Annotated in this window: 17 protein-coding genes; 10 read left to right on the top strand and 7 right to left on the bottom strand. The window is 71.4% G+C overall.

The window, feature by feature from the left end; genetic code table 11:
- Positions 1 to 331: 331 nt before the first annotated feature.
- From HED23_RS25390 to HED23_RS25380, 3 genes are read right to left on the bottom strand one after another with little or no spacing between them, the layout of a single operon-like run.
- Positions 332 to 943 carry a TetR/AcrR family transcriptional regulator gene (locus HED23_RS25390; protein ID WP_203185690.1) on the bottom strand — a complete coding sequence of 204 codons (612 nt, stop codon included), beginning with the start codon at positions 941 to 943 and terminating at the stop codon, positions 332 to 334.
- A 29-nt stretch (positions 944 to 972) separates the two neighbouring features.
- Complete coding sequence (locus HED23_RS25385) at positions 973 to 3,060, bottom strand: YhgE/Pip domain-containing protein (protein ID WP_203185689.1); 2,088 nt, start codon at positions 3,058 to 3,060, stop codon at positions 973 to 975.
- Positions 3,032 to 3,808 carry an ATP-binding cassette domain-containing protein gene (locus HED23_RS25380; RefSeq protein WP_203185688.1) on the bottom strand — a complete coding sequence of 259 codons (777 nt, stop codon included), beginning with the start codon at positions 3,806 to 3,808 and terminating at the stop codon, positions 3,032 to 3,034. Before HED23_RS25380 ends, HED23_RS25385 begins: the two co-directional genes overlap by 29 nt.
- A gap of 170 nt (positions 3,809 to 3,978) precedes the next feature.
- On the opposite strand from HED23_RS25380, the gene HED23_RS25375 reads away from it, so the two are divergent.
- The 3 genes from HED23_RS25375 (at position 3,979) to HED23_RS25365 (ending at position 6,086) form a co-directional block, all read left to right on the top strand.
- Positions 3,979 to 4,518 (top strand): SAV_6107 family HEPN domain-containing protein, encoded by a 540-nt coding sequence (locus tag HED23_RS25375; protein WP_203185687.1) that lies wholly within the window; start codon positions 3,979 to 3,981, stop codon positions 4,516 to 4,518.
- A 102-nt stretch (positions 4,519 to 4,620) separates the two neighbouring features.
- Positions 4,621 to 5,379, top strand: a complete 759-nt coding sequence (locus HED23_RS25370) for a class I SAM-dependent methyltransferase (RefSeq protein ID WP_203185686.1) — start codon at positions 4,621 to 4,623, stop codon at positions 5,377 to 5,379.
- A gap of 302 nt (positions 5,380 to 5,681) precedes the next feature.
- The gene (locus HED23_RS25365) at positions 5,682 to 6,086 is read left to right on the top strand and encodes a DUF3040 domain-containing protein (RefSeq protein WP_203185685.1); all 405 of its coding nucleotides are present in this window, start codon (positions 5,682 to 5,684) and stop codon (positions 6,084 to 6,086) included.
- 626 nt (positions 6,087 to 6,712) lie between these two features.
- Here the strand turns inward: HED23_RS25365 and HED23_RS25360 are convergent.
- The 4 genes from HED23_RS25360 to HED23_RS25345 form a co-directional block, all read right to left on the bottom strand.
- Positions 6,713 to 9,133, bottom strand: a complete 2,421-nt coding sequence (locus HED23_RS25360) for a transglutaminaseTgpA domain-containing protein (RefSeq protein ID WP_203185684.1) — start codon at positions 9,131 to 9,133, stop codon at positions 6,713 to 6,715.
- A complete protein-coding gene (locus HED23_RS25355) occupies positions 9,130 to 10,503 on the bottom strand; it encodes a DUF58 domain-containing protein (protein ID WP_203185683.1) in 1,374 nt (457 codons plus the stop codon). The genes HED23_RS25360 and HED23_RS25355 overlap by 4 nt, the downstream gene beginning before the upstream one ends.
- The gene (locus HED23_RS25350) at positions 10,503 to 11,546 is read right to left on the bottom strand and encodes an AAA family ATPase (protein ID WP_203185682.1); all 1,044 of its coding nucleotides are present in this window, start codon (positions 11,544 to 11,546) and stop codon (positions 10,503 to 10,505) included. Before HED23_RS25350 ends, HED23_RS25355 begins: the two co-directional genes overlap by 1 nt.
- Before the next feature lie 190 nt (positions 11,547 to 11,736).
- A complete protein-coding gene (locus HED23_RS25345) occupies positions 11,737 to 12,288 on the bottom strand; it encodes a beta-class carbonic anhydrase (RefSeq protein ID WP_203185681.1) in 552 nt (183 codons plus the stop codon).
- Positions 12,289 to 12,695: 407 nt separating this feature from the next.
- On the opposite strand from HED23_RS25345, the gene rsmH reads away from it, so the two are divergent.
- From rsmH to murD, 7 genes are read left to right on the top strand one after another with little or no spacing between them, the layout of a single operon-like run.
- Complete coding sequence (rsmH, locus tag HED23_RS25340; protein ID WP_203185680.1) at positions 12,696 to 13,661, top strand: 16S rRNA (cytosine(1402)-N(4))-methyltransferase RsmH; 966 nt, start codon at positions 12,696 to 12,698, stop codon at positions 13,659 to 13,661.
- A 49-nt stretch (positions 13,662 to 13,710) separates the two neighbouring features.
- On the top strand, positions 13,711 to 14,268 hold the full coding sequence (locus HED23_RS25335) for an FtsB family cell division protein (protein ID WP_238442106.1): 558 nt from the start codon (positions 13,711 to 13,713) through the stop codon (positions 14,266 to 14,268).
- A 4-nt stretch (positions 14,269 to 14,272) separates the two neighbouring features.
- Positions 14,273 to 16,255 carry a peptidoglycan D,D-transpeptidase FtsI family protein gene (locus HED23_RS25330; protein WP_203185679.1) on the top strand — a complete coding sequence of 661 codons (1,983 nt, stop codon included), beginning with the start codon at positions 14,273 to 14,275 and terminating at the stop codon, positions 16,253 to 16,255.
- 16 nt (positions 16,256 to 16,271) lie between these two features.
- Complete coding sequence (locus tag HED23_RS25325; protein WP_420803048.1) at positions 16,272 to 18,002, top strand: UDP-N-acetylmuramoyl-L-alanyl-D-glutamate--2,6-diaminopimelate ligase; 1,731 nt, start codon at positions 16,272 to 16,274, stop codon at positions 18,000 to 18,002.
- A 4-nt stretch (positions 18,003 to 18,006) separates the two neighbouring features.
- Positions 18,007 to 19,425, top strand: a complete 1,419-nt coding sequence (locus HED23_RS25320; RefSeq protein WP_203185677.1) for a UDP-N-acetylmuramoyl-tripeptide--D-alanyl-D-alanine ligase — start codon at positions 18,007 to 18,009, stop codon at positions 19,423 to 19,425.
- Positions 19,422 to 20,492, top strand: a complete 1,071-nt coding sequence (gene mraY / locus HED23_RS25315; protein WP_203185676.1) for a phospho-N-acetylmuramoyl-pentapeptide-transferase — start codon at positions 19,422 to 19,424, stop codon at positions 20,490 to 20,492. Before HED23_RS25320 ends, mraY begins: the two co-directional genes overlap by 4 nt.
- Positions 20,474 to 21,907 carry a UDP-N-acetylmuramoyl-L-alanine--D-glutamate ligase gene (gene murD / locus HED23_RS25310; protein ID WP_203185675.1) on the top strand — a complete coding sequence of 478 codons (1,434 nt, stop codon included), beginning with the start codon at positions 20,474 to 20,476 and terminating at the stop codon, positions 21,905 to 21,907. Before mraY ends, murD begins: the two co-directional genes overlap by 19 nt.
- Positions 21,908 to 21,921: the final 14 nt, after the last annotated feature.

Below are 21,921 nucleotides of genomic sequence, written 5' to 3'. Positions count from 1 at the left end.
GGGGAGGTGCCCGGGTGGGTGCTGCCGCGCAGGTCTGAGTATCCCTACCTAGGGCGGGAGATGAGTAGGGATGCGGATAGGCCCTCACCTGCGCAGACGGAAGAGTGGAGACCACGGAAGGGGCGCGGTGCCCGGACCGCCGGCACGGGGCGGCGGAACGGCGCGGCACCCCGGAAGGAACGGGGGCGCACGACGCGGAGCCCCGGGGCCACGGGGGACACGGGGTCACGGGGGAGGGCTTCGCGGCGGTACGGAACGCCGGTCCGATGGAATTCGGGGGGATCGAATTCCATCGGACCGGCGTCTTCCGTGTGCGGGTCGGGCAGATGGTTCAGCGTCCGCTGACCCGGCCGTGCAGCAGCAGGGACAGGGCGGAGTGCACGTCGTCGATCGTCCGCTCGGGCTGGAACGCCTGCCAGTCGAGAGCGGCGACCAGGACCATCCCGACCAGTGCGGCGGCCGTCAGCTGGATGTCGATCTCCTCGCTGAGTTCGCCGCCCCTGACACCTTCCCGGAGTACCTCCTCGACAACGGCTACTGCCTGCTGGCGCAGTACCAGGAGGGTCGACTGCCAGGCGCGGTTGGTGCGCCACAGCTCGGCGACGTACAGCTGGGTGAAGGCCGGGTAGCGGTCGATGAAGACCAGGCCGGCCCTGATCATCGCGTCCAGCGCCTCCACGCGGGTGCCGCCGCGTGCGTCGGTCGAGTCTGCGGCGGACCTCAGCGACTGCGTGAGCAGGCCCACCCCGTGTCGCAGCAGCTCCTCGAACAGCTCGGTCTTGCTCTTGAAGTTGTAGTAGACCGTCCCCTTGGCGACCCCGGCGCGCTCGGCGATCTCGTCCACCGTCGTGGCGGAGAACCCCTTCTCCGCGATGAGGGTCACCGCCGCCTCGTAGAGCTTCTGCCGGGTGACCTGGCGGCGCGTGGTGCTACTGCTGTCCATACGCACGATTCTCACAGGTCCCGGCGCGGTCACAGACTCAGCTCCGGGTGCAGCCGGTCCAGGGTCCACACCTGCTTGCGGCGCGCCGAGAGGGCCGTCAGCGCCAGCGCGCCCGCGGTGAAGGCCAGCAGCACGGCGCAGCCCTGCCAGACCGGGCCGAGCCCACCGCCCGTGATCAGCCGCCGCAGCCCGTCCACGACGTAGGTCATCGGGAGGTAGGGGTGGATCGCCCCGAAGAACCCCGGACTTGTCTGGACGGGATAGGTGCCTCCGGCCGAGGTCAGCTGGAGCATCAGCACCGCCAGGACGAGGATCCTGCCCGCGGCTCCGAAGCGGGCGTTGAGCCACTGCACGATCGCGGCGAAGCAGCAGGTCACCAGGGCCAGGAAGCCGATCGTGCCGGCGGCGTGCGTCATCTGCAGACCGAGCCGCCAGTGCAGCACCGACATCAGTGCCGCGACCTGCAGCAGGCCGATCGCGGCGACCGGCAGCCAGCCCGCGAAGGCGATGCGCCAGGCCGGGGCCCCGGCGGCGAGCGCCCGCCGGCTGAGCGGCTGGATCAGCATGTACGCCACCATCGCGCCCACCCACAGCGAGAGGGGAATGAAGTACGGGGCGAAGCCGGTGCCGTAGTTGGGTGCCGCGTGCAAGGAGGAGGAGGCCAGCCGTACGGGGTCGGCCATGACACCGGTACGGGCGTCGCGGTCCTCCTTGTCGTAGTCGGGGATCTTGCCGACTCCGTCGTGCAGTCCCTGGGCGAGGGTCGCGGAGCCGTCACCCAGCCGGTACAGCCCGCTCTTCAGGGCCTTCGCGCCGGTCTTCAGCTTCTTGACTCCGGTGTCCAGGTCGCCGGCTCCCGTCCTGGCGGTGCCGAGGCCGGTGTGGAGTGCGTCGGCGCCCTTGGCGACCTTGTGCGCGCCCGTGTTGAGGGCGTTGATCCTGGACACGGCGGACTCCAGGTCCGTGTCCAGATTCGGCGAGCGCTTCGCCAGGGCGTCGGCCTGTTCCCGGAGAGAGGTCAGATGGCCGCGCAGCTTCGTCAGGTCGCCCTTCTGATTGATGACCAGCGCGTTCACGTCGTCGGACACCCTGGCGACATCCGCCGCCGCTGTCCTGGCGCGCTCGAGCTGCGGGCAGACCCCGGGGTCAGGCAGCGGCTGCTCCTCGCAGCGGTCCCGGTAGACCTCGGACAGTTCGTCGGCGGCGGTGTGGGCGGCGGCCGAGGCGGTGGGCGCCGCCTCGGCGAGGAGATCGAGGTTGTCCCGGACGGCCTTGGAGGAGTCGGCGACCAGCCGGGCGGTGTCGCCGATGGCCTTGCCGTTGTCCTTCAGGAACGGACGTACGTCCGCCGCCACCGCGTTGACCTTGTCGGCGAGCAGCTGGGTGCCGTCGGCGACCTGCCGTGACCCCGTCTCGAGGTCGCCGGCTCCCTTGTTCAGCTTGGTGATGCCGCTGGAGAGCGTGCCGCTGCCTGACTCGGCGTCCTTGAGGCCGTCGGCCAGGTCCTTGGAACCGGTCTTCGCCTTCGTGATGCCGCTCTTCAGATCGTCGGCGCCCTCGGCCGCCTTCGCGGTCGCGTCGTGCAGGCCCGAGAAGTCGATGAAGATCCGGTCCAGGAAGCCGCGCGAGGCCTTCGTCGACGCGGCGCTCCGGACCTCGGCGAACACGGTCCTGGAGATCTGCCCGACGATGTAGTTGTTGGCGTCGTTCGTGCGTACCCGCAGGGCACCGGTCGCGGGGGAGTCCCCGGCGCTCGAGGCGATCCGCTCGCTGAAGTCCGCCGGCATGGTCAGCGAGAGGTAGTACGTCCCGTCCTCGACGCCCTGTTCGGCCTCGGCGGTGCTGACCTCGTGCCAGTCGAAGACCTTGGAGTCGAGCAGCCGGTCCGCGATCTCGTCACCGGCCGCGAGGTGTTCACCCCCGGTGGTCGCTCCCTTGTCGTCGTTGACGAGGGCCACGGGGATGCGGTCGAGCCGGCCGTACGGGTCCCAGAACGACCAGAGGTAGAGCGCCCCGTACAGCAGGGGCAGCAGGAGGAGTGCCACGAGTGCGGCACGCGGCATCCGGCCCCTGCCGAACCGCCGCAGCTCAAGCGCGGCCAGTTTCGGCGATCGCATCGGCCGTCCCCTTCCCGGTCGTGGTGTCGTCGGCGGGTGCGCCCGTTCCGGCCGCCGGGCGGGTGCGTACGGTCAGCGCGTCCTCCGGAGCCTCGCTGCACACGGCCAGCACGGTGGTCCCGCCGGCCGCGAGGGAGCGCAGCAGCTCCCAGGTCAGGGCGCGGTCCGCTGCGGAGAGTTTGAGGTCGGTGTCGTCCACGGCGAGCAGTCGCGGACGGCCCATCAGGGCGAGGGCGACGGAGAGGCGCAGGGCCTCCGGGCGCTCCAGGTCCCGAACCGACGTGCGCTCGGCCTTGGGCAGTTCCGCGGGTTCGAGCCCCGCGGCCTCCAGCGCGGCGTCGATCGTCGCCCGTGCCGCCGCGGCGCGTTCGGCGCGGGGGCGCAGCAGGGAGCGCAGCGAACTGTCGAAGCGGCGCCGCAGCAGGGCCCGTTCCCGAAGGTGCTCGGCCACGGTGAGGGAGGGGTCGAGTTCGCTGACCCCGGTGACCGGACCCAGCGCGCTGAAACCGCGTACGGCGGCGAGCCGGCCGGGCAGGCGCTCTCCGCCGACCTCGGCGTGGCCGTGTGTGGAACGCATCCGGCCGGTGAGCGCGAGCAGCAGACAGGTGCGGCCCGAGCCCGAGGGACCCTCGATCGCGACGAGGGAGCCGGGGCCTGCGCTGAATCCCACTCCCTGGAAGGCCCAGCCGCGCGGACCTCTGAGTCCGAAGCCCTCCGCGCTCAACGCCGCCCCGTGCGGGCTGTCCACGACCCCACCCCCATTTTTTTGAACTGACCAGTCAGTGCAAAAAGCTAGCCCGAACTCGCGCTCGAAGCAAAGCGCCTGGTCAGAGCCGGGTCCTGAGGGATTGTCAGTGGTTGCGGTCACGATGGATACAGACGGCCACGGAGCCGTCACACGACGACAGGAGGTTCGTCATGGCCAGCTCGTCCGCAGCCGCCGCCCCGCGGCGCCGCGCAGGCAGCCCTGCCCCCTCACTGACCGGTCCGGCAACCGACGTCCACCCCGTTCCGCGCCGCACCACGGCGCCGCCCGCCGCCCTCGATCTCCTCGCCCAGGCCCACGCAGGCCTGGACGAGGCAGCCGTTCTCGACGTGCCCAACGAGCGCTACGCCACCGCACACCTCGCGGCACTGCGTACCGCCGCCGCCGTGCTCGCGGCCCGCGGCCGGCCCGAAACCAGCAGGCGCCGCAGGGAGCGGATCCGCAGCGCCTGGGAGGTCCTTCCGGACATAGCGCCGGAACTCACCGAATGGAGCGCCCTGTTCGCCTCAGGTGCCGGGCGCAGGGCCCGCGCCGAGGCGGGGATACCCGGCGCGGCCACCAGCCGCGACGCCGACGACCTGCTGCGCGACGCGGCCATGTTCCTGCGCCTCGTAGAGCGCCTGCTGGTCCTTCAGCCCGTCCTGCCGCAACCGCGTCGGGACGGTCCCGGGCCGCGCCCCGACGCGGAGTGACCGCGAGGGCGGCGCGAGGCAATAGGGTGGACAGCACCCGTACCACCTGCACTGTTCACGCTCCGCCGTCCGTGGCGGCACCGTGCCGAGGAGTCAACTGCCGTGTCGGACCAGCTGCGCCCCCGCGCCTCCCTCCGTACCGCCGTGGTCTGGGAGGTCCTCAAGGACGCTCTCGAGCGCCGGGTCAAGGCGACCGGCAGGGAAGCCCTGGACGTGCTGGACACCGGCGGCGGCACCGGCAACTTCGCCGTGCCCGTCGCCCGGCTCGGCCACCGGGTGACCGTCGTCGACCCCAGCCCGAACGCCCTCTTCGCGCTCGAGCGCCGGGCCGAGGAGGCCGGTGTCGCCGATCAGGTCCGAGGAGTCCAGGGAGACATCCTCGGCCTGTTCGAGGTGGTGGACCGCGCCGGTTACGACGCGGTCCTCTGCCACGGTGTCCTGGAGTACGTGGACGACCCCGCTGAAGGCGTGCGGAACGCGGTCGACGCGCTCCACCCGTCCGGTGCGCTCAGCCTGCTCGGCGCCGGCCTCGGCGGTGCCGTCCTGGCCAGGGCGCTCGCCGGGCACTTCGCCGAGGCCCGGCAGGCGCTGACGGACCCCGCCGGGCGCTGGGGCAGCGGCGACCCGGTGCCCCGCAGGTTCACGGCCGACCAGCTGACCGGACTGGTCGAGGCCGCAGGCCTTGAGGTCGGCGCCGTGCACGGTGTGCGGGTCTTCGCCGACCTCGTGCCGGGCGTCCTGGTGGACACCGAACCGGGTGCGATGGACGAGCTCCTCAGGCTGGAAGCGGCGGTCGCGGAGCTGCCGGCCTTCCACTCGGTGGCGACCCAGCTGCACGTTCTGGGGGAGAAGCGCGCCTGAGCCGTCACGGTGACACCGGCGGAGTACGGCCGCGAAAGCGACAGCAGCACGGCTGATCAGCAACGCAGCTGCGAACGGAGTACGGCCTAGAACACCCGATCGCGCCGCGAGCCCCGTATGATCGGGTGACACCATCCGGCATGACGGATCGGAGGTCGGGGAATCTACGCCTCAGCAGCCGAGCCGAATTGGCGGTCCGGACTGGCTATGGCTAGAGGGCGGGTTTCACGGGGGCGAATCCCTGCCTATCCTGGAAGGGCCGCATACCGGTCGCCCCCGCGGCCGACGACGAGGAGGACTCCGTGCCGCTCTCGGAGCACGAGCAGCGAATGCTCGAGCAGATGGAGCGAGCGCTGTACGCCGAAGATCCCAAGTTCGCTACAGCGCTTGAGGGAAGCGGGCTGCGCAGGTACACCCGGCGACGGGTCTACCAGGCGGTGGCCGGTTTTCTGGTGGGTATCGCGCTCCTCATGGCCGGAATGGTTTTCCAGCAGGCCTGGGTCAGCGTGGCGGGATTCCTCGTCATGCTGGGCTGTGCCGTGCTGGCGGTCACCGGGTGGCGCAAAGCGCCGAAGCCCGGTGAGCAGCAGCCGGCGGGGAGCGCGAGCGGGGGCGGAGGCGAACGCCGACATCCCAGGCAGCGCCGGTCGATGATGAACCGGATCGAACAGCGGTGGCAGCGCCGCCGCGACGAACAGGGCCAGTGAGCTTTCCGCTTCCCGGCCGGCGGCGGGTAGCCCCAGCCACCGGTCCCGGAGGCGGACGGCGCACACCGAGAACTTGACGCTGTGCCTCACACGGGAGGGGCGGTCGCATTTCAGCGACCGCCCCTCACGCGTTCTCCGTACGCCTCGCACCCACCGGCAGACCACGCCGCCCGGCCGACGGCAGTGGCCGGTCCAGGACCTGCGGGTTTTCCGGGGGCAGTGAACGGCCGGCGGGTCGGGCGCCGGGGTCGGCCCGGCCCTGGTGGTCCGCTCGCTCTTGGCGCGTGGCGGTGGTCGGCGCGCCTCTCGGCTCGCGGCAGCGGCCGGTCCTGGACCCGCCGGCTGCCCGGGGCCGGGGGCAGGTGGCAGGTCGGGCGCCGAGGTCGGCGCCGGTTCCGGCGGCCTGCCCGCCCTCGGCCCGTGACGGCGGTCGGTGCTGGACCGTGTGCCGGCTCCACGCCCGGAGGCCGGCCCCGGCCAGGTAGTCCGGCCCCTGACCCCGGACCGGTCTGCGGGGTCAGGGGGCCGGACGGAATTCGCGGTTCAGGGGTAGGCCCCGGGGCCGGACCGAATCACCGGGCTGTGGATCCAGGGCACGGAGACCCCCGGGCCCTGGATCCAGGGGCTCAGCCCTGCTGCCGGGACAGGCGGCGAAGCCGCGCCGCCCAGCGGTCGCGGCCCACCCGGTCCGACCAACGGCGGCCGAACTCCGCCCGGCGGTCCGAGACGGCCCAGATCACCCGGATGGCCGAACGGGGCGCGAGTGTCGCCCGCAGCCTGTCCCAGCGGCCCGCCGAGGCCCGCAGCCCGGCCCGGACAGTCTCCACGTCCTCGGCCGGCGCGGACACCGGGCCCGGCTCGGGTGCGTACAGCACCTGCTCCACCGCACCGGCGACGCGGTGGACCGCGGCAGCCGCCGCCCCGTCGAGGCCTCCCAGTCGTACGACACGTGCCGCGGCCTTGCGGGGGGTCTGCGACTCGTCCGGCGGGATGCCGTGATCCCAGGCCGTATCGGTGATCTCCCGCCACGCCGCCATCACTCTGGCAGCGGCGTCAGCGGCCGTACGTCCCCCGGATGAGCCGAGTCGCCGGCCGCGGGCCCGCAGCCGCCAGAGCATCGGCATCAGCGGGAGCGTCAGCACCAGCAGGGAGCCGAGCACCCACAGCACCACCGTGCCCGCGGACGTGCCGGGGCCGGCGGAATCGCCCGCGCCGGGAACGGGTGACGCGCCGCACTCACCCTGCTGACGCATCTGCGCGGGGCAGGACTCCGAGGCGGACGGGGCCGCCGTCGGCGCCGCGGAGGCGCCGTCCGTCGGCAGCGCGGGAGCACTCGGGTCCTGCGAGGGCGCGTCCGGCCGGGTGTACGCCGGGGTGCTGCCACGTGACGGCGTCGGCTCGAAGCGGGTCCAGCCCACGCCCTCGAAGAAAAGCTCGGGCCAGGCATGCGCATCCCGCAGTCCCACGGAGACCGAACCGTCCGCCTGGGCCGTGCCGGGAGTGAAGCCCACCGCGACCCGGGCCGGAATGCCCAAGGTCCTCGCCATAGCGGCCATCGAGAAGGAGAAGTGGACGCAGAAGCCCTCCTTGTCCTTCAGGAACCGTTCGATCGCCGCCGTGCCGGTACCCGAGGTCACCGTCGTGTCGTACCGGAAACCACCCTCCGTGGCGAACCAGTCCTGCAGCCGCACCGCCCGCTCGTAGTCGTTGGCGGCACCGTCGGTCACCCGCCGGGCGGTCTCCTCGACCACATCGGGCAGCGACGGCGGGACCCGCGTGTACTCGCGGACCAGATCCGAACGCGGTTCCAGCGACCCGGCGAGCTGAGCGGCCGTCGGTTCCACCACCAGACTGCTGACCTCGTACCGTGCGCCGCGTGTCGTCTGGCCGTCGTCGCCGACGAGAGTGCGCCCCTCGGGTTCGAACCGCCAGCGCCCCTGGATGTCCACCTCGCTCGCCGGGTAGGGGAGCGGCAGATACGTCTGCTGGTACGAGCGCGATGACGAGATGTTCGTCCGGATCTCGGTGACGGCCACGTCCCCGGCCAGTCCGGCCGGCTGCGGCAGCCTGTCCGGGACGTCCCTCAGCCGACGGGTCGACGGACGCCACTCGCCGCCGCTGAACTGATCCAGGGCCTGGATGCGCAGATAGAAGTCCTGCGGGTTCCGGGAGTTGGTGCGGTAGGACATCACCTCCCGGTTCTCCGGCTGATTGAGGTTGTTCTGCAGCGAGACCAGCGGGTTCACCGCGGAGATCGTGCCCCCGCCGCTTCCCCTGCCCGATCCGCCGCCCGTGCCCTCCAGCAGCCCGCCGTTCAGGGCGGGCAGCGCCGCGGGCACCGCCAGCGCTATGCCCAGCGCCACCACGCCGATGCGGCGGCCCGTACGGACCGGTGCCAGAGCACGTCCGGATCCCTCCAGTCCGGCAGCGAGACCGCCGGACGTACGGGACACACCGCCGAAGACCCGCCCCCACCGGGACAGCCGGTCCCGGCCCTCGGCCAGGAGGAGAAGCAGATACCCGCAGGCCGCCAGCAGGAACCACAGCCAGCCCGCCCCGCCGTCGGAGAGCCCGGCAGCGACCGAGTAGAGCGCGAGCAGCGGCAGGCCGGCCGGGGCCGCCGCGCGGAAGGTCACCGCGAGGACGTCCACGGCGAGCCCGATCAGAAGCACGCCGCCGATCAGCATCAGCCGGATGCCGTCCGTCGCCGGTGCGGGAATCGCGTACCTGCTGACGTCGTCGGCGCCCGCGGTCAGCAGCTCGGCGAGCCGCTGGACCGCCTGGGGGCCGGGCAGCAGACCGAACAGCGCATGCTCCCTGGCGAATGTCAGGGTCAGCATCAACAGCGTGACGAGAACCTGGAGGGACACCGTCAGAATCCGTACCAGGCGCATCCGGCGCGCGAGCGCACCCACACAGCCCTGAACCGCCAGCAGGAACGCGGCCTGCAAGACCCACTTCGACGTCTCGACTAGAGGCAGCAGGGCCCCAGCCGCCATCATCGTCGCCGAGAAGGCGCACAGCGCCAGCCGGGTACGCCCGCTCATGACCATCCCCCGGAGAACCCCGCCGTCGTGCCGGCTCCGGAGGACTGCCCCCCGGAGCTCTCCGCGCCCGCGTGCCGCCACAGCTGGGCGAGTTCCGCCCCGGGTGTCACGGCCACCGCGGTCCATCCCGCTTCGCGCAGCAGCCGCAGACGGTCGGAGGCCGGCGTGGGAGGCGCGGCCTCGGGGCCGTGTGACCAGTCGTCGCCGCCCAGCACGAACGCGACGGCTCCGCGGCTGCGCTGCCGCATCCTCGCGGCGACCGCCGTCTGTTCCTCGTCGAGGTCGCCGAAGAACGCCACCAGCAGCCCCTCGCTGCTCCCGCGCAGCACGTCGTGAGCACGGGAGAGACCGCCACCGTCGGAGTGGTCGACGACCGCGAGGGTGTCCATCATCAGTCCCGCCGAGTCCGCGGACTCCTGGGTCGAACCGGCGAAGCCGTCGGCGCTCTCACCCGGCACGGCGCTTCCCTCGTCCGTGAGCAGCCGCACCGCGAAGCCGCGCTCCAGCATGTGCACCAGTGCGGACGCCGCCCCGGACACCGCCCACTCGAAGGCCGATCCGGGCCCGGCGCCCTGGTAGGCGATCCGCCGGGTGTCCAGCAGCACCGTGCACCTGGCCCGCTGCGGCTGTTCCTCCCGGCGCACCATCAGCTCGCCGTGGCGCGCGGTGGAACGCCAGTGCACCCGTCGCATGTCGTCGCCGTGGCGGTAGCCGCGCGGGATGATGTCGTCCTCGCCGGCCAGCGCCAGAGAACGCTGCCTGCCGTCACCGTAGCCGGAGGCCTCCCCGGCGAGCCGCAGCGCCGGGAGCGGTTCGGTGGCGGGGATGACGACGAGGGTGTCGTATGCGCTGAAGGAGCGTGTCAGCTCACACATCCCGAACGGATCGCTCAGCTGAAGCTGCAGCGGCCCCAGGGCATAGCGCCCGCGCAGGTCGGAGCGGACCCGGTAGGACACCTCCCGTACGCCGCCCGGCTCCACCCGGTCCAGCACGAACCGGGGCCGTGGCCCGAGTACGTACGGAACGCGGTCCTGGAGCATGAGCAGGCCCGTGTGCAGCCGGGACACGTTGTCCATGCGCAGATGGACCCGTGCCTCCGAGCCCGCCGGCACCCGGGACGGCGACAGCCGGCGGCTCCCGGCCACCCTGTAGCGGGTGCGGTACAGGACGGTGACGCAGACCAGCGGCAGCACCGCGAGCAGCAGCCCGACCCGGAGCAGGTCACCCTGGCCCAGCACGTAAGCGCAGACCGCAGCCGCGACACCGGCGGCGAGGAAGGACCGCCCCCGCGTCGTCAGCCCGCTCAGAGCCGCGCGCGGGCCGCCCTTGTCGTCGCTGTCGTCCACGGGGCCGGGAGCCCCGGCGGTCATCACAGCCGCCGTACGCCGGGCTGCCCGCCGTACACCGGGCCGCCGGGACGGTGCTGGGGCAGCGGGGCGGCCCCGCCGCCCGACGTCGGCACGGGTGTGCGCTGCAGGATGTCCAGCACCACCTGCTCCGCCGTACGGCGGTTGAGCTGCGCCTGCGCCGTCGGCAGCAGCCGGTGGGCGAGCACCGCGGCCGCGAGGGCCTGGACGTCGTCCGGCAGGGCGTAGTCCCGCCCGGACAGCGCGGCCGACGCCTTGGCGGCGCGCAGCAGATGCAGGGTCGCCCGAGGCGAGGCGCCGAGCCTGAGATCCGGGTGCTGACGGGTGGCGGCCACCAGATCCACGGCGTACCGCCGGACCGACTCGGCCACGTGGACCTTGCGCACCGCGTCGATCAGCTTCACGATGTCGTGGGCGTGCGCCACCGGCTGAAGGTCGTCCAGCGGTGAGGTACCGCCGTGCACGTCGAGCATCTGGAGCTCGGCCTCGGCGCTCGGGTAGCCGATCGACACACGGGCCATGAAGCGGTCGCGCTGCGCCTCGGGGAGGGGGTAGGTGCCCTCCATCTCCACCGGGTTCTGGGTCGCCACGACCATGAAGGGATCGGGCAGTTCGTAGGTCTGGCCGTCGATCGTGACCTGGCGCTCCTCCATCGACTCCAGCAGTGCCGACTGGGTCTTGGGTGACGCGCGGTTGATCTCGTCGCCGATCACGATCTGCGCGAAGATCGCGCCCGGCTTGAACTCGAAGTCCCTGCGCTGCTGATCGAAGATCGAGACCCCGGTGATGTCGGAGGGCAGCAGGTCCGGCGTGAACTGGATACGTCGCACCGAGCAGTCGATGGACCGCGCCAGCGCCTTGGCCAGCATCGTCTTGCCGACCCCGGGTACATCCTCGATCAGGAGGTGCCCCTCGGCGAGCAGCACGGTCAGCGAAAGCCGTACGACCTCAGGCTTGCCCTCGATCACACCCTCGACCGACCTGCGTACCCGCTCCGCTGTGGTGGTCAGATCTGTGAGGCTCGCTCGATCGTCATAGGTCGTCACCCGGCCCTCCTCGGCCCCTTGTGCACGGGCAGGTGCACGAAGATGCCCGGCCCGCCCCGAAATACGGACACTCTCCGGAGGACCCGGAGAGATGTCACACCCGCATTCTTGTTGCCGTTACCGCTTCGTGTCACTCGCCTGTGGACAAGTGAGGGCGATATGCCTGAAGTAGCCCGTATGTCGAGGGGGTTCAGGAGGTGGGCGGGATCTCGCGCAGCTTGCCCGTGGTCACGTCGAAGACGAAGCCGCGGATGTCGTCCGTGTGCAGGAGGAACGGTGAGGTGCGCACGCGCTGCATCGACTGCCGTACGTCCTGGTCGGCGTCCGTGTAGGCCTCCACCGCCCAGGCCGGGCGCTGACCGACCTCGAACTCCAGATCCTTCCGGAACTCCTCGGTGATCGATTCCATGCCGCAGTTCGTGTGGTGGATGAGCACGACGCTGCGGGTACCGAGCGCACGCTGGCTGATCGTCAGTGACCGGATGACGTCGTCGGTGACCACACCGCCCGCGTTGCGGATGGTGTGACAGTCGCCGAGCTCCAGGCCGAGTGCGCGGTGGAGGTCGAGGCGGGCGTCCATGCAGGCGACCACGGCGACCTTGAGTACGGGCCTCGCGTCCATGCCCGGGTCGGTGAACGCCTCCGCGTAACTCGTGTTCAGTTCGACCAGGCGGTCGGTGACCGTCCCTGCGGCGGGAGTGGCGGAACCGGTCTCGGCGGAAGTCTGCGCAGAAGTCGACATAACTATGACGTTAACCTTCGCGATCGTTCCCGGCGTGCTGTGGAAGGGGACAAAGAACGTCAACGCGGCTTGTTGTGAGGTAACCCACAAGCCTCACGTCCAGGCGCCCGACCGGGTGAGGACGCCGGACAGCCGCGACGGTCCGACGCGCTGCGCGCTTCGTTGATCGGGAATGGATCGAATGGCAGGGTGGACTAAAGTGACGCGAAGTTACCGACACGCCTGCACATTCTGCATATTCTTACTTCTTTCGAGTTCCCCGTGATGTGCGGCGTACATGCGGCCCGGCCCTCTCCCGCTCGCGGCCGGCCGACGCCCCTTCCCCGGCGCCGGCCGGCCTCCCCTTCCGGGCGGGCGGGGACCAGACCGCATGTGCGGCCACACGGGGCAGAGCCTGAGAGGGCACTTTGAGCCAGACCCGACACGTCCCGGTGATGCTCCAGCGATGCCTGGACCTGTTGGCCCCGGCTCTGGAGGCGACAGGACCGCAGCCCCCGGTCGTCGTCGACTGCACCCTCGGTCTCGGCGGGCACAGCGAGGCCCTCCTCGCGGCGTTCCCCACCGCCCGGCTGGTCGCCCTGGACCGGGACAAGGAGGCCCTGCGCCTCTCCGGCGAGCGCCTCGCCCCGTACGGCGACCGCGCGACCCTGGTGCACGCCGTCTACGACGAACTGCCCGAGGTCCTCGACCGGCTGGGGATCCCCAAGGTCCAGGGCGTGCTGTTCGACCTCGGCGTCTCCTCCATGCAACTGGACGAGGCCGACCGCGGCTTCGCGTACGCCCAGGACGCGCCGCTCGACATGCGCATGGACCAGACGACCGGAATCGGCGCCGCCGAGGTGCTCAACACCTATCCGCCGGGCGAACTCGTAAGGATCCTGCGCGCGTACGGCGAGGAGAAGCAGGCCAAGCGCATCGTCTCGGCGGTCGTGCGTGAACGCGAGAAGGAACCCTTCAGCAACAGCGCCCGCCTGGTCGAGCTGATCCGTGACTCCCTGCCGCAGGCCGCCAAGCGCACCGGAGGCAACCCGGCCAAGCGCACCTTCCAGGCCCTGCGCATCGAGGTCAACGGTGAGCTCACCGTCCTGGAGCGGGCCGTACCGGCCGCGGTGCGGAGCCTCGCCGTCGGTGGCCGGATCGCAGTCCTCTCGTACCACTCGCTGGAGGACCGCCTGGTCAAGCAGGTCTTCGCGGCGGGTGCGGCCAATACGGCGCCGCCCGGACTGCCCGTGGTCCCCGAGCGCTACCAGCCCCGGCTGAAGCTGCTGACCCGCGGCGCCGAACTGCCCACCGAGGAAGAGGTCGCCGAGAACCGGCGTGCCGCCCCCGCGAGGCTGCGTGGCGCCCAGCGGATCCGCGAGGAGGAGCGGTGAGCGGCTCCCCCCGGCCCGGCCGGACGCAGGGCGGGGCGGTGACACCGCGGTGACCGGGACGGCCGAGCAGATGAAGGGGCGGGCCGGCCGGCTCGCCCGGCTGATGCCGTCGGGGCCGAGCACCGCCGCCCGTACCCCCTTCGTCCTGCTGGTCGTGCTGCTGCTCGCCGGTGGCCTGATCTCGCTCCTGCTGCTGAACTCCGCGCTCAATGAAGGATCGTTCAGGCTGAGCAAGCTTAAGAGGCAGACCACCGAGCTCACCGACGAGCAGCAGGCCCTCCAGCGGGACGTCGACAGCTATTCCGAACCCGACGCGCTGGAACGCCGGGCCAGGGAGCTCGGCATGGTGCCGGGCGGCAGCCCCGCCTTCCTGGACCCGGACGGCACTGTCCGCGGAGTGCCCGAGCGGGCCACCGCGCAGCCTGACCCCACCCCCACACCCACCCCCACACCCACCCCCACTCCCGCTCCCGAGCCCGGGACGAACGCCGGCGGGCCCGCCGGACCGGCAGCTCCCTCCGGCTCGGCGACGCCGTCCCCCTCCGTTTCCCCCGCGACGCCGGCCACGACCCCGACCACACCGCCCCCGACGAGCTCCGGCAGGTGACGCAGTGCCGTCCAAGGAACCGCCGCGCCGCCGAGTACCCGGCCCCGCGCGCTCCCGTAACGTGGCAGGCGGATCGGGACGCCCGCGTCCCGCCGCCCGCCCCGAGGCCCGGCGCCCGGCGGCGAGGAAGCGGCGCGGCGGCTCCCCGCAGTCCATCAAGCTGGGCAGCCCACGCCCCCGGCTGCGCCTGATCAGCCTCTGCCTCACCCTCGTCATGCTGGCGTTCGTCGTCCGGCTCCTCCAGGTCCAGGCGGTCGACGCCGACACGTACTCGGCCAAGGCCGAGAAGAACCGCTACCTGGAGTACACGATCGCCGCCGAACGCGGCGAGATCACCGACCGCAGCGGTATCGCCCTGGCCACCAGCGTCGACGCGCACGACATCACCGCCGACCCGAAGCTGTTCACGCCCGAGGACAGCAAGGCCCCGGACGCCCCGCAGCAGGCCGCGGCGCTGCTCGCCCCGATCCTCGGCAAGGACGAGGCGGAGCTCGCGAAGAAGCTCTCCACCCCCAAGAGCCGCTACACGGTGCTGGCACGGCGGCAGACCCCACAGGTCTGGAAGCAGATCAAGGACCTCAAGTCCGTCTTCGCGGAGAAGGCGGCCGAGGACAAGGTGAACGGAGGGCCCGGGGCCAACGTGCTGGCCGGAGTCCTCCAGGAGCCCACCACCAAGCGTGTGTACCCCAACGGTGACCTCGCCGCCGGGATACTGGGATTCGTCAACGCCGAGGGCAAGGGCGGCGGCGGTCTGGAGGCGCAGCTGAACAAGCGGCTCCAGGGCGAGGACGGCAAGATCCGCTACGCCCAGGCGGGCGGCCGTCCCGTACCGACCGCCGGCTCCACGGAGACCCCGGCCGTCGCCGGCACCGACGTCGAGCTGACCATCGACCGCGACATCCAGTGGGCCGCCCAGCGGGCCATCGCCGACCAGGTCGAGAAGTCGGAGGCGGACCGCGGCTACGTGGTCGTCCAGAACACGAGGACCGGTGAGGTACTGGCCATGGCCAACGCTCCCGGCTACGACCCGAACGACCTCGCCCAGAGCGATTCGGCCGCGCTGGGCAACGCGGCACTCCAGGACGTGTACGAACCCGGCTCCACCAGCAAGGTGATGTCCATGGCCGCCGTGCTGGAGGAGGGGGCGGCCACGCCCGGTACGCACGTCACCGTCCCCAACAGGCTGCACCGGGGCGACCGGCTCTTCCGGGACGACATCGACCACCCCACCTGGTACCTCACACTCAACGGCGTACTCGCCAAATCGAGCAACATCGGCACCATCCTGGCCACCGGCCAGCTCGGGAAGACCCAGGCAGAGGCCAACAAGGTCCTGTACTCGTACCTGCGGAAGTTCGGCATCGGCAGCACCACCGGGCTCGACTACCCGGGCGAGTCGCCGGGCATCATCGCCAAGCCCCAGGACTGGTCGACCTCGCAGCAGTACACGATCCCGTTCGGCCAGGGCCTGTCGCTCAACGCGATGCAGGCCGCCTCGGTCTACCAGGCCATCGCCAACGGCGGGGTCCGGATCGAGCCGACCCTGGTCCGCGGCACCAAGGACGCGGACGGCCGCTACACGGCGTCCGAGGCCCCCGAGCGCACCCGGGTGGTCAGTGAGAAGACGGCCAAGACCCTGGCGAAGATGCTGGAGTCGGTGGTGGACGACGAGGAGGGCACCGGGACCAAGGCCCACATCCAGGGCTACCGGGTCGCGGGCAAGACGGGCACCGCCAACCGTGTCGACCCCGTACGCGGCGTCTACAAGGGCTACACGGCGTCCTTCGCGGGCTTCGCCCCGGCCGACGATCCGCAGATCGCCGTCTACTGCGCCATCCAGAACCCCACCAAGGGCAGCTACTTCGGCGGCCAGATCTGCGGCCCGATCTACAAGAAGGTCATGGAGTTCGCCCTGAAGACCCTCCAGACACCTCCATCCGGCAGCGCTCCCGCCCGTCTGCCCGTGTCCTTCAAGCCCGGCGAGTGACTCGAGGGAACCCTCAGTGACGACCATCACCCCCGATCCCGGGAACCGGAACGAGAAGTACCGCAACCCCGGCCCCTCACTTCGCGAGAGGCCCGGTCCGCCCGGTACGCTCACCGCCGTGCCCCACGCTGATCAGTGTCAAACCACTCAGAAGGACGCGCCTGTGACCTACCCGGGAGCGCCCCGGCCGGACCGGCTGCGGCCCACGTCCCTCGGAGACCTGGCCGCCCGGCTCGGTGCCGGACCGCAGGATTCCGTTGAGGTCACCGGCATCACCCACGACTCCCGGGCCGTGCGCCCCGGTGACGTGTACGCGGCCCTGCCAGGTGCCCGCTTCCACGGTGCCGACTTCTCCGCACAGGCCGCGGGTCTCGGTGCCGCCGCGATCCTCACCGACCCCGCGGGCGCCGAGCGTGCCGCCGCCACCGGCCTCCCGGTCCTCGTCACCGAGGACCCGCGCGGCCGGATGGGCGAGATCGCGGCCGAGATCTACGGACGGCCGGGCGTCGGCCTCCTCCAGATCGGCATCACCGGAACGTCAGGCAAGACCACCACGGCGTACCTCGTCGAGGGTGGACTGCGCGGCGCCGGACGCAGCACCGGCCTGATCGGCACCGTCGAGATGCGGATCGGCGACGAGCGGATCAAGTCGGAGCGCACCACCCCCGAAGCCACCGACCTCCAGGCCCTCTTCGCCGTCATGCGCGAACGCGGCGTCGAGGCGGTCGCCATGGAGGTCTCCAGCCACGCCCTGGTGCTCGGACGGGTCGACGGCTGTGTCTTCGACGTCGCCGTGTTCAACAACCTCAGCCCGGAGCACATGGAGTTCCACTCCGGGATGGAGGACTACTTCCAGGCCAAGGCGCAGCTGTTCACCCCGGAGCGCAGCAAGCTCGGTGTCGTCAACTTCGACGACGAGTACGGCCGCAGGCTGGTGAAGGAGGCGACCGTTCCGGTCGTCACCTTCTCCGCCGAGGGCCACCCGGACGCCGACTGGCGGGCCGAGGGCGTCGAGGTCGGCCCCCAGGACAGCAGCTTCACCGTGACCGGCCCCCAGGGCGAGCGCATCACCGCCAGGGCTCCGCTCCCCGGCCCGTTCAACGTCGCCAACACCCTCGCCGCGATCGTCACGCTGGCGGTCGCGGGCGTCGACCCGCAGACCGCCGCCGACGGCATCGCCGCCGTCCCGGGTGTCCCCGGCCGGCTGGAACGCGTCGACGCCGGACAGCCGTACCTCGCTGTCGTCGACTACGCGCACAAGACCGACGCCGTCGAATCCGTCCTGCGCTCCCTGCAGAAGGTCACCGAGGGCCGGGTGCACATCGTGCTCGGCTGCGGCGGCGACCGTGACACGACGAAGCGCGGTCCGATGGGCGCGGCTGCGGCCAGGCTCGCCGACACCGCCGTACTGACCTCAGACAACCCCCGCTCCGAGGACCCCCTCGCGATCCTCGCCGCGATGCTCTCCGGCGCGGCCGAGGTGCCGGTCCACGAGCGCGGCGACGTGCTCGTCGACGCCGACCGGGCCGCGGCCATCGCCGCCGCCGTCGCCCGGGCCGAGCCGGGCGACACCGTTCTGGTGGCCGGAAAGGGACACGAGCAGGGCCAGGACGTCCACGGAGTGGTACGTCCCTTCGACGACCGGAAGGTCCTGCGCGAGGCCATCGAGGGCTCCCTCGGGCGCACCGGCGCCGCGCACGCCTCCGAGGACCGCGCACACACCCATGAGAACAACAGTCAGGGATGACCAAGTGATCGCCCTTTCCCTCGCCGAGATCGCCGGAATCGTCGGCGGGCAGCCGCACGACGTACCGGACGGCTCCGCAGTCGTCACCGGCCCCGTCGTCATCGACTCCCGGGAGGTGCGGCAGGGCTCCCTGTTCGCCGCGTTCGCGGGCGAGCGGGTCGACGGCCACGACTACGCGCAGCGCGCCGTCGAGGCGGGCGCGGTGGCCGTGCTCGCCGCCCGGCCCGTCGGCGTCCCGGCGATCGTCGTCGACGACGTCGTGGCCGCGCTCGGAGCTCTCGCCCGCGCCGCCGTCGAACGCCTCGGCACCACCGTCGTCGCGCTGACCGGATCGGCGGGCAAGACGTCCACGAAGGACCTGATCGCCCAGCTCCTGGAGCGCAAGGCGCCCACGGTCTGGACGCCCGGCTCCCTCAACAACGAGATCGGTCTGCCGCTCACCGCGCTGCGCGCCACGGCGGAAACCCGCCACCTCGTGCTGGAGATGGGTGCGCGGGGCATCGGCCACATCCACTACCTCGCGGACCTGACGCCGCCGCGCATCGGTCTGGTCCTCAACGTGGGCAGTGCCCACATCGGGGAGTTCGGCAGCCGCGAGGCCATCGCCCAGGCCAAGGGCGAGCTCGTCGAGGTCCTTCCGGAGGACGGCGCCGCGATCCTCAACGCCGACGACCCGCTCGTGCGGGCGATGTCGTCCCGCACAAAAGCCCGGGTGCTCCTGTTCGGAGAGGCCGCGGATGCGGACGTACGGGGAGAGAACGTGCGGCTCACGGACGACGGCCGCCCCGCTTTCGAGCTCCACACACCCACCGGGTGCAGCGACGTGACCTTGCGCCTGTACGGTGAGCACCACGTGTCGAACGCGCTCGCCGCGGCCGCCGTCGCCCATGAGTTGGGCATGTCCGTGACCGAGATCGCCGATGCGCTCTCCGGGGCGGGCACCCTCTCCCGCTGGCGCATGGAGGTCACCGAGCGTCCGGACGGTGTGACGGTCGTCAATGACGCCTACAACGCGAACCCCGAATCCATGAAGGCCGCACTCCGTGCGCTGGCCGCCATGGGCAAGGCCCGACGGGCAGACGGGGGGCGCACGTGGGCGGTGCTCGGTCAGATGGCCGAGCTCGGTGACGCGTCGCTCGCCGAGCACGACGCCGTCGGACGGCTCGCCGTCCGGCTCAACGTCAGCAAGCTCGTCGCTGTCGGAGGAAAAGAAGCCTCCTGGCTGCAACTGGGCGCATATAACGAGGGTTCGTGGGGTGAGGAGTCGGTGCACGTGTCCGACGCACAGGCGGCCGTCGACCTGTTGCGCAGTGAACTGCGCCCGGGAGACGTCGTGCTGGTGAAGGCGTCCCGGTCGGTCGGCCTGGAGAAGGTCGCCCTGGCACTGCTGGAGACGACCGAGGGCGAGGTCGCCGTCCGATGAGGCAGATCCTCTTCGCGGGGGCCATAGGGCTCTTCCTGACCCTGGTCGGTACCCCGCTGCTGATCAAACTTCTGGCCCGCAAGGGCTACGGGCAGTTCATCCGGGACGACGGCCCGCGTACCCACGGCAGTAAAAAGGGCACGCCCACCATGGGTGGTATCGCCTTCATCCTGGCGACGATCATCGCGTACGTCCTGGCCAAGGTGATCACCGGCGAGGAGATGCGCTTCTCCGGCGTCCTCGTCCTGTTCCTGATGGCCGGGATGGGCCTCGTCGGCTTCCTCGACGACTACATCAAGATCGTGAAGCAGCGCTCGCTGGGTCTGAGGGCCAAGGCCAAGATGGCCGGCCAGCTGATCGTCGGCATCGCCTTCGCGGTGCTCTCGCTCCAGTTCGCGGACATCCGGGGCAACACCCCGGCTTCGACCCGGCTCTCGTTCGTCGAGGACTTCGGCTGGTCCATCGGCCCGGTGCTGTTCGTGGTCTGGGCGCTGTTCATGATCCTGGCGATGTCCAACGGCGTGAACCTGACGGACGGTCTGGACGGCCTGGCCACCGGCGCGTCGGTGATGGTCTTCGGCGCGTACACCTTCATCGGTCTCTGGCAGTTCCAGGAGTCCTGCGCCAACGCGACCACGCTCACCAACCCACAGGCCTGCTTCGAGGTACGCGACCCACTCGATCTCGCGGTCGTCGCCTCGGCACTGATGGGCGCCTGCTTCGGCTTCCTGTGGTGGAACACCTCACCCGCGAAGATCTTCATGGGTGACACCGGTTCGCTCGCCCTCGGCGGCGCGCTCGCCGGCCTGGCCATCTGCTCCCGCACGGAGTTCCTGATGGCCATCCTCGGTGGCCTCTTCGTGATGATCACGATGTCGGTGGTCATCCAGGTCGGCTCCTTCAAGATGACCGGCAAGCGGGTCTTCCGAATGGCGCCGCTACAGCACCACTTCGAACTCAAGGGGTGGTCCGAAGTCCTTGTCGTGGTCCGCTTCTGGATCATCCAGGGCATGTGCGTGATCGTCGGACTGGGCCTCTTCTACGCGGGATGGGCAGCCAAGAAGTGAGCAACGTGGACTGGCAGGGCAAGCACGTCACGGTCGCCGGGCTCGGCGTCAGCGGTATCCCCGCCGCCCGCGCCCTGCACGAGCGGGGCGCCCTCGTCACCGTCGTCAACGACGGCGACGACGAGCGCTCCCGCGCCCAGGCAGCCGAGCTGGAGGCGCTCGGGATCACCGTGCGCCTCGGCGACGGCGCGACCCTGCCCGAGTCCACCGAGCTCGTCGTCACGGCACCCGGATGGAAGCCGGACAAGCCGCTCTTCCTCGCAGCCGCCGAGGCGGACGTCCCCGTCTGGGGCGACGTCGAACTCGCCTGGCGGCTGCGAGCCCCCGACGCCGCGCCCTGGCTCGCCGTCACCGGCACCAACGGCAAGACCACGACCGTGCGGATGCTCGCCTCCATCCTCGAAGCGGAGGGCCTGCGCACGGCCGCCGTCGGCAACATCGGGGTCTCCCTGCTGGACGCGGTGCTCGGCGACGAGGAGTACGACGTACTCGCCGTCGAGCTCTCCAGCTACCAGCTCCACTGGGCGCCCTCGCTGCGGGCGCACTCCGGGGCCGTGCTCAACCTGGCCCCGGACCATCTCGACTGGCACGGCTCCATGGCCGGCTACGCCGCCGACAAGGGCCGGATCTACGAAGGCAACAGCATCGCCTGCGTCTACAACGCGCAGGACCAGGCGACGGAGGACCTCGTGCGCGAGGCGGACGTCGAGGAGGGCTGCCGGGCCATCGGCTTCACCCTCGGTACGCCCGGTCCCTCACAGCTCGGGGTGGTCGACGGCATCCTCGTCGACCGGGCCTTCGTCGCCAACCGCCAGAAGCAGGCCCAGGAGCTCGCCGAGGTCGGCGACGTCAATCCGCCGGCACCCCACAACATCGCCAACGCCCTGGCCGCGGCGGCGCTGGCCCGCGCGTTCGGCGTGCAGCCCGCCGCCGTGCGCGACGGGCTGCGGGCCTTCCGCCCCGACGCCCATCGCATCGAGCACGTCGCCGACGTCGCCGGCGTCACGTACATCGACGACTCCAAGGCCACCAACACCCACGCCGCCGAAGCCAGCCTCGCGGCCTACGAACCGATCGTCTGGATCGCCGGCGGCCTGGCCAAGGGCGCCACCTTCGACGAACTGGTCACCGGTGCCGCGAAGCGCCTGCGGGGCGTCGTGCTGATGGGCGCCGACCGGGCACTGATCCGCGAAGCCCTGGCGCGACACGCCCCCGAGGTACCGGTGGTCGACCTCGACCGGACCGACACTGGGGCGATGTCCGCAGCGGTCCGCGAAGCGGCACGGCTGGCCCTGCCGGGTGACACCGTCCTGCTGGCCCCGGCCTGTGCCTCGATGGACATGTTCGTCAACTACAACAAGCGGGGCGAGGCGTTCGCGGACGCGGTCCGCGAACTCGCCGACGAGAGCGCCTGACGGGCCCGGCCCCC

It is taken from the genome of Streptomyces pratensis (genome assembly GCF_016804005.1).
Taxonomy (GTDB): domain Bacteria; phylum Actinomycetota; class Actinomycetes; order Streptomycetales; family Streptomycetaceae; genus Streptomyces; species Streptomyces pratensis_A.
Note: the sequence above shows the minus strand (reverse complement) of the source record. Positions and strands in the feature narration are given on the sequence as shown.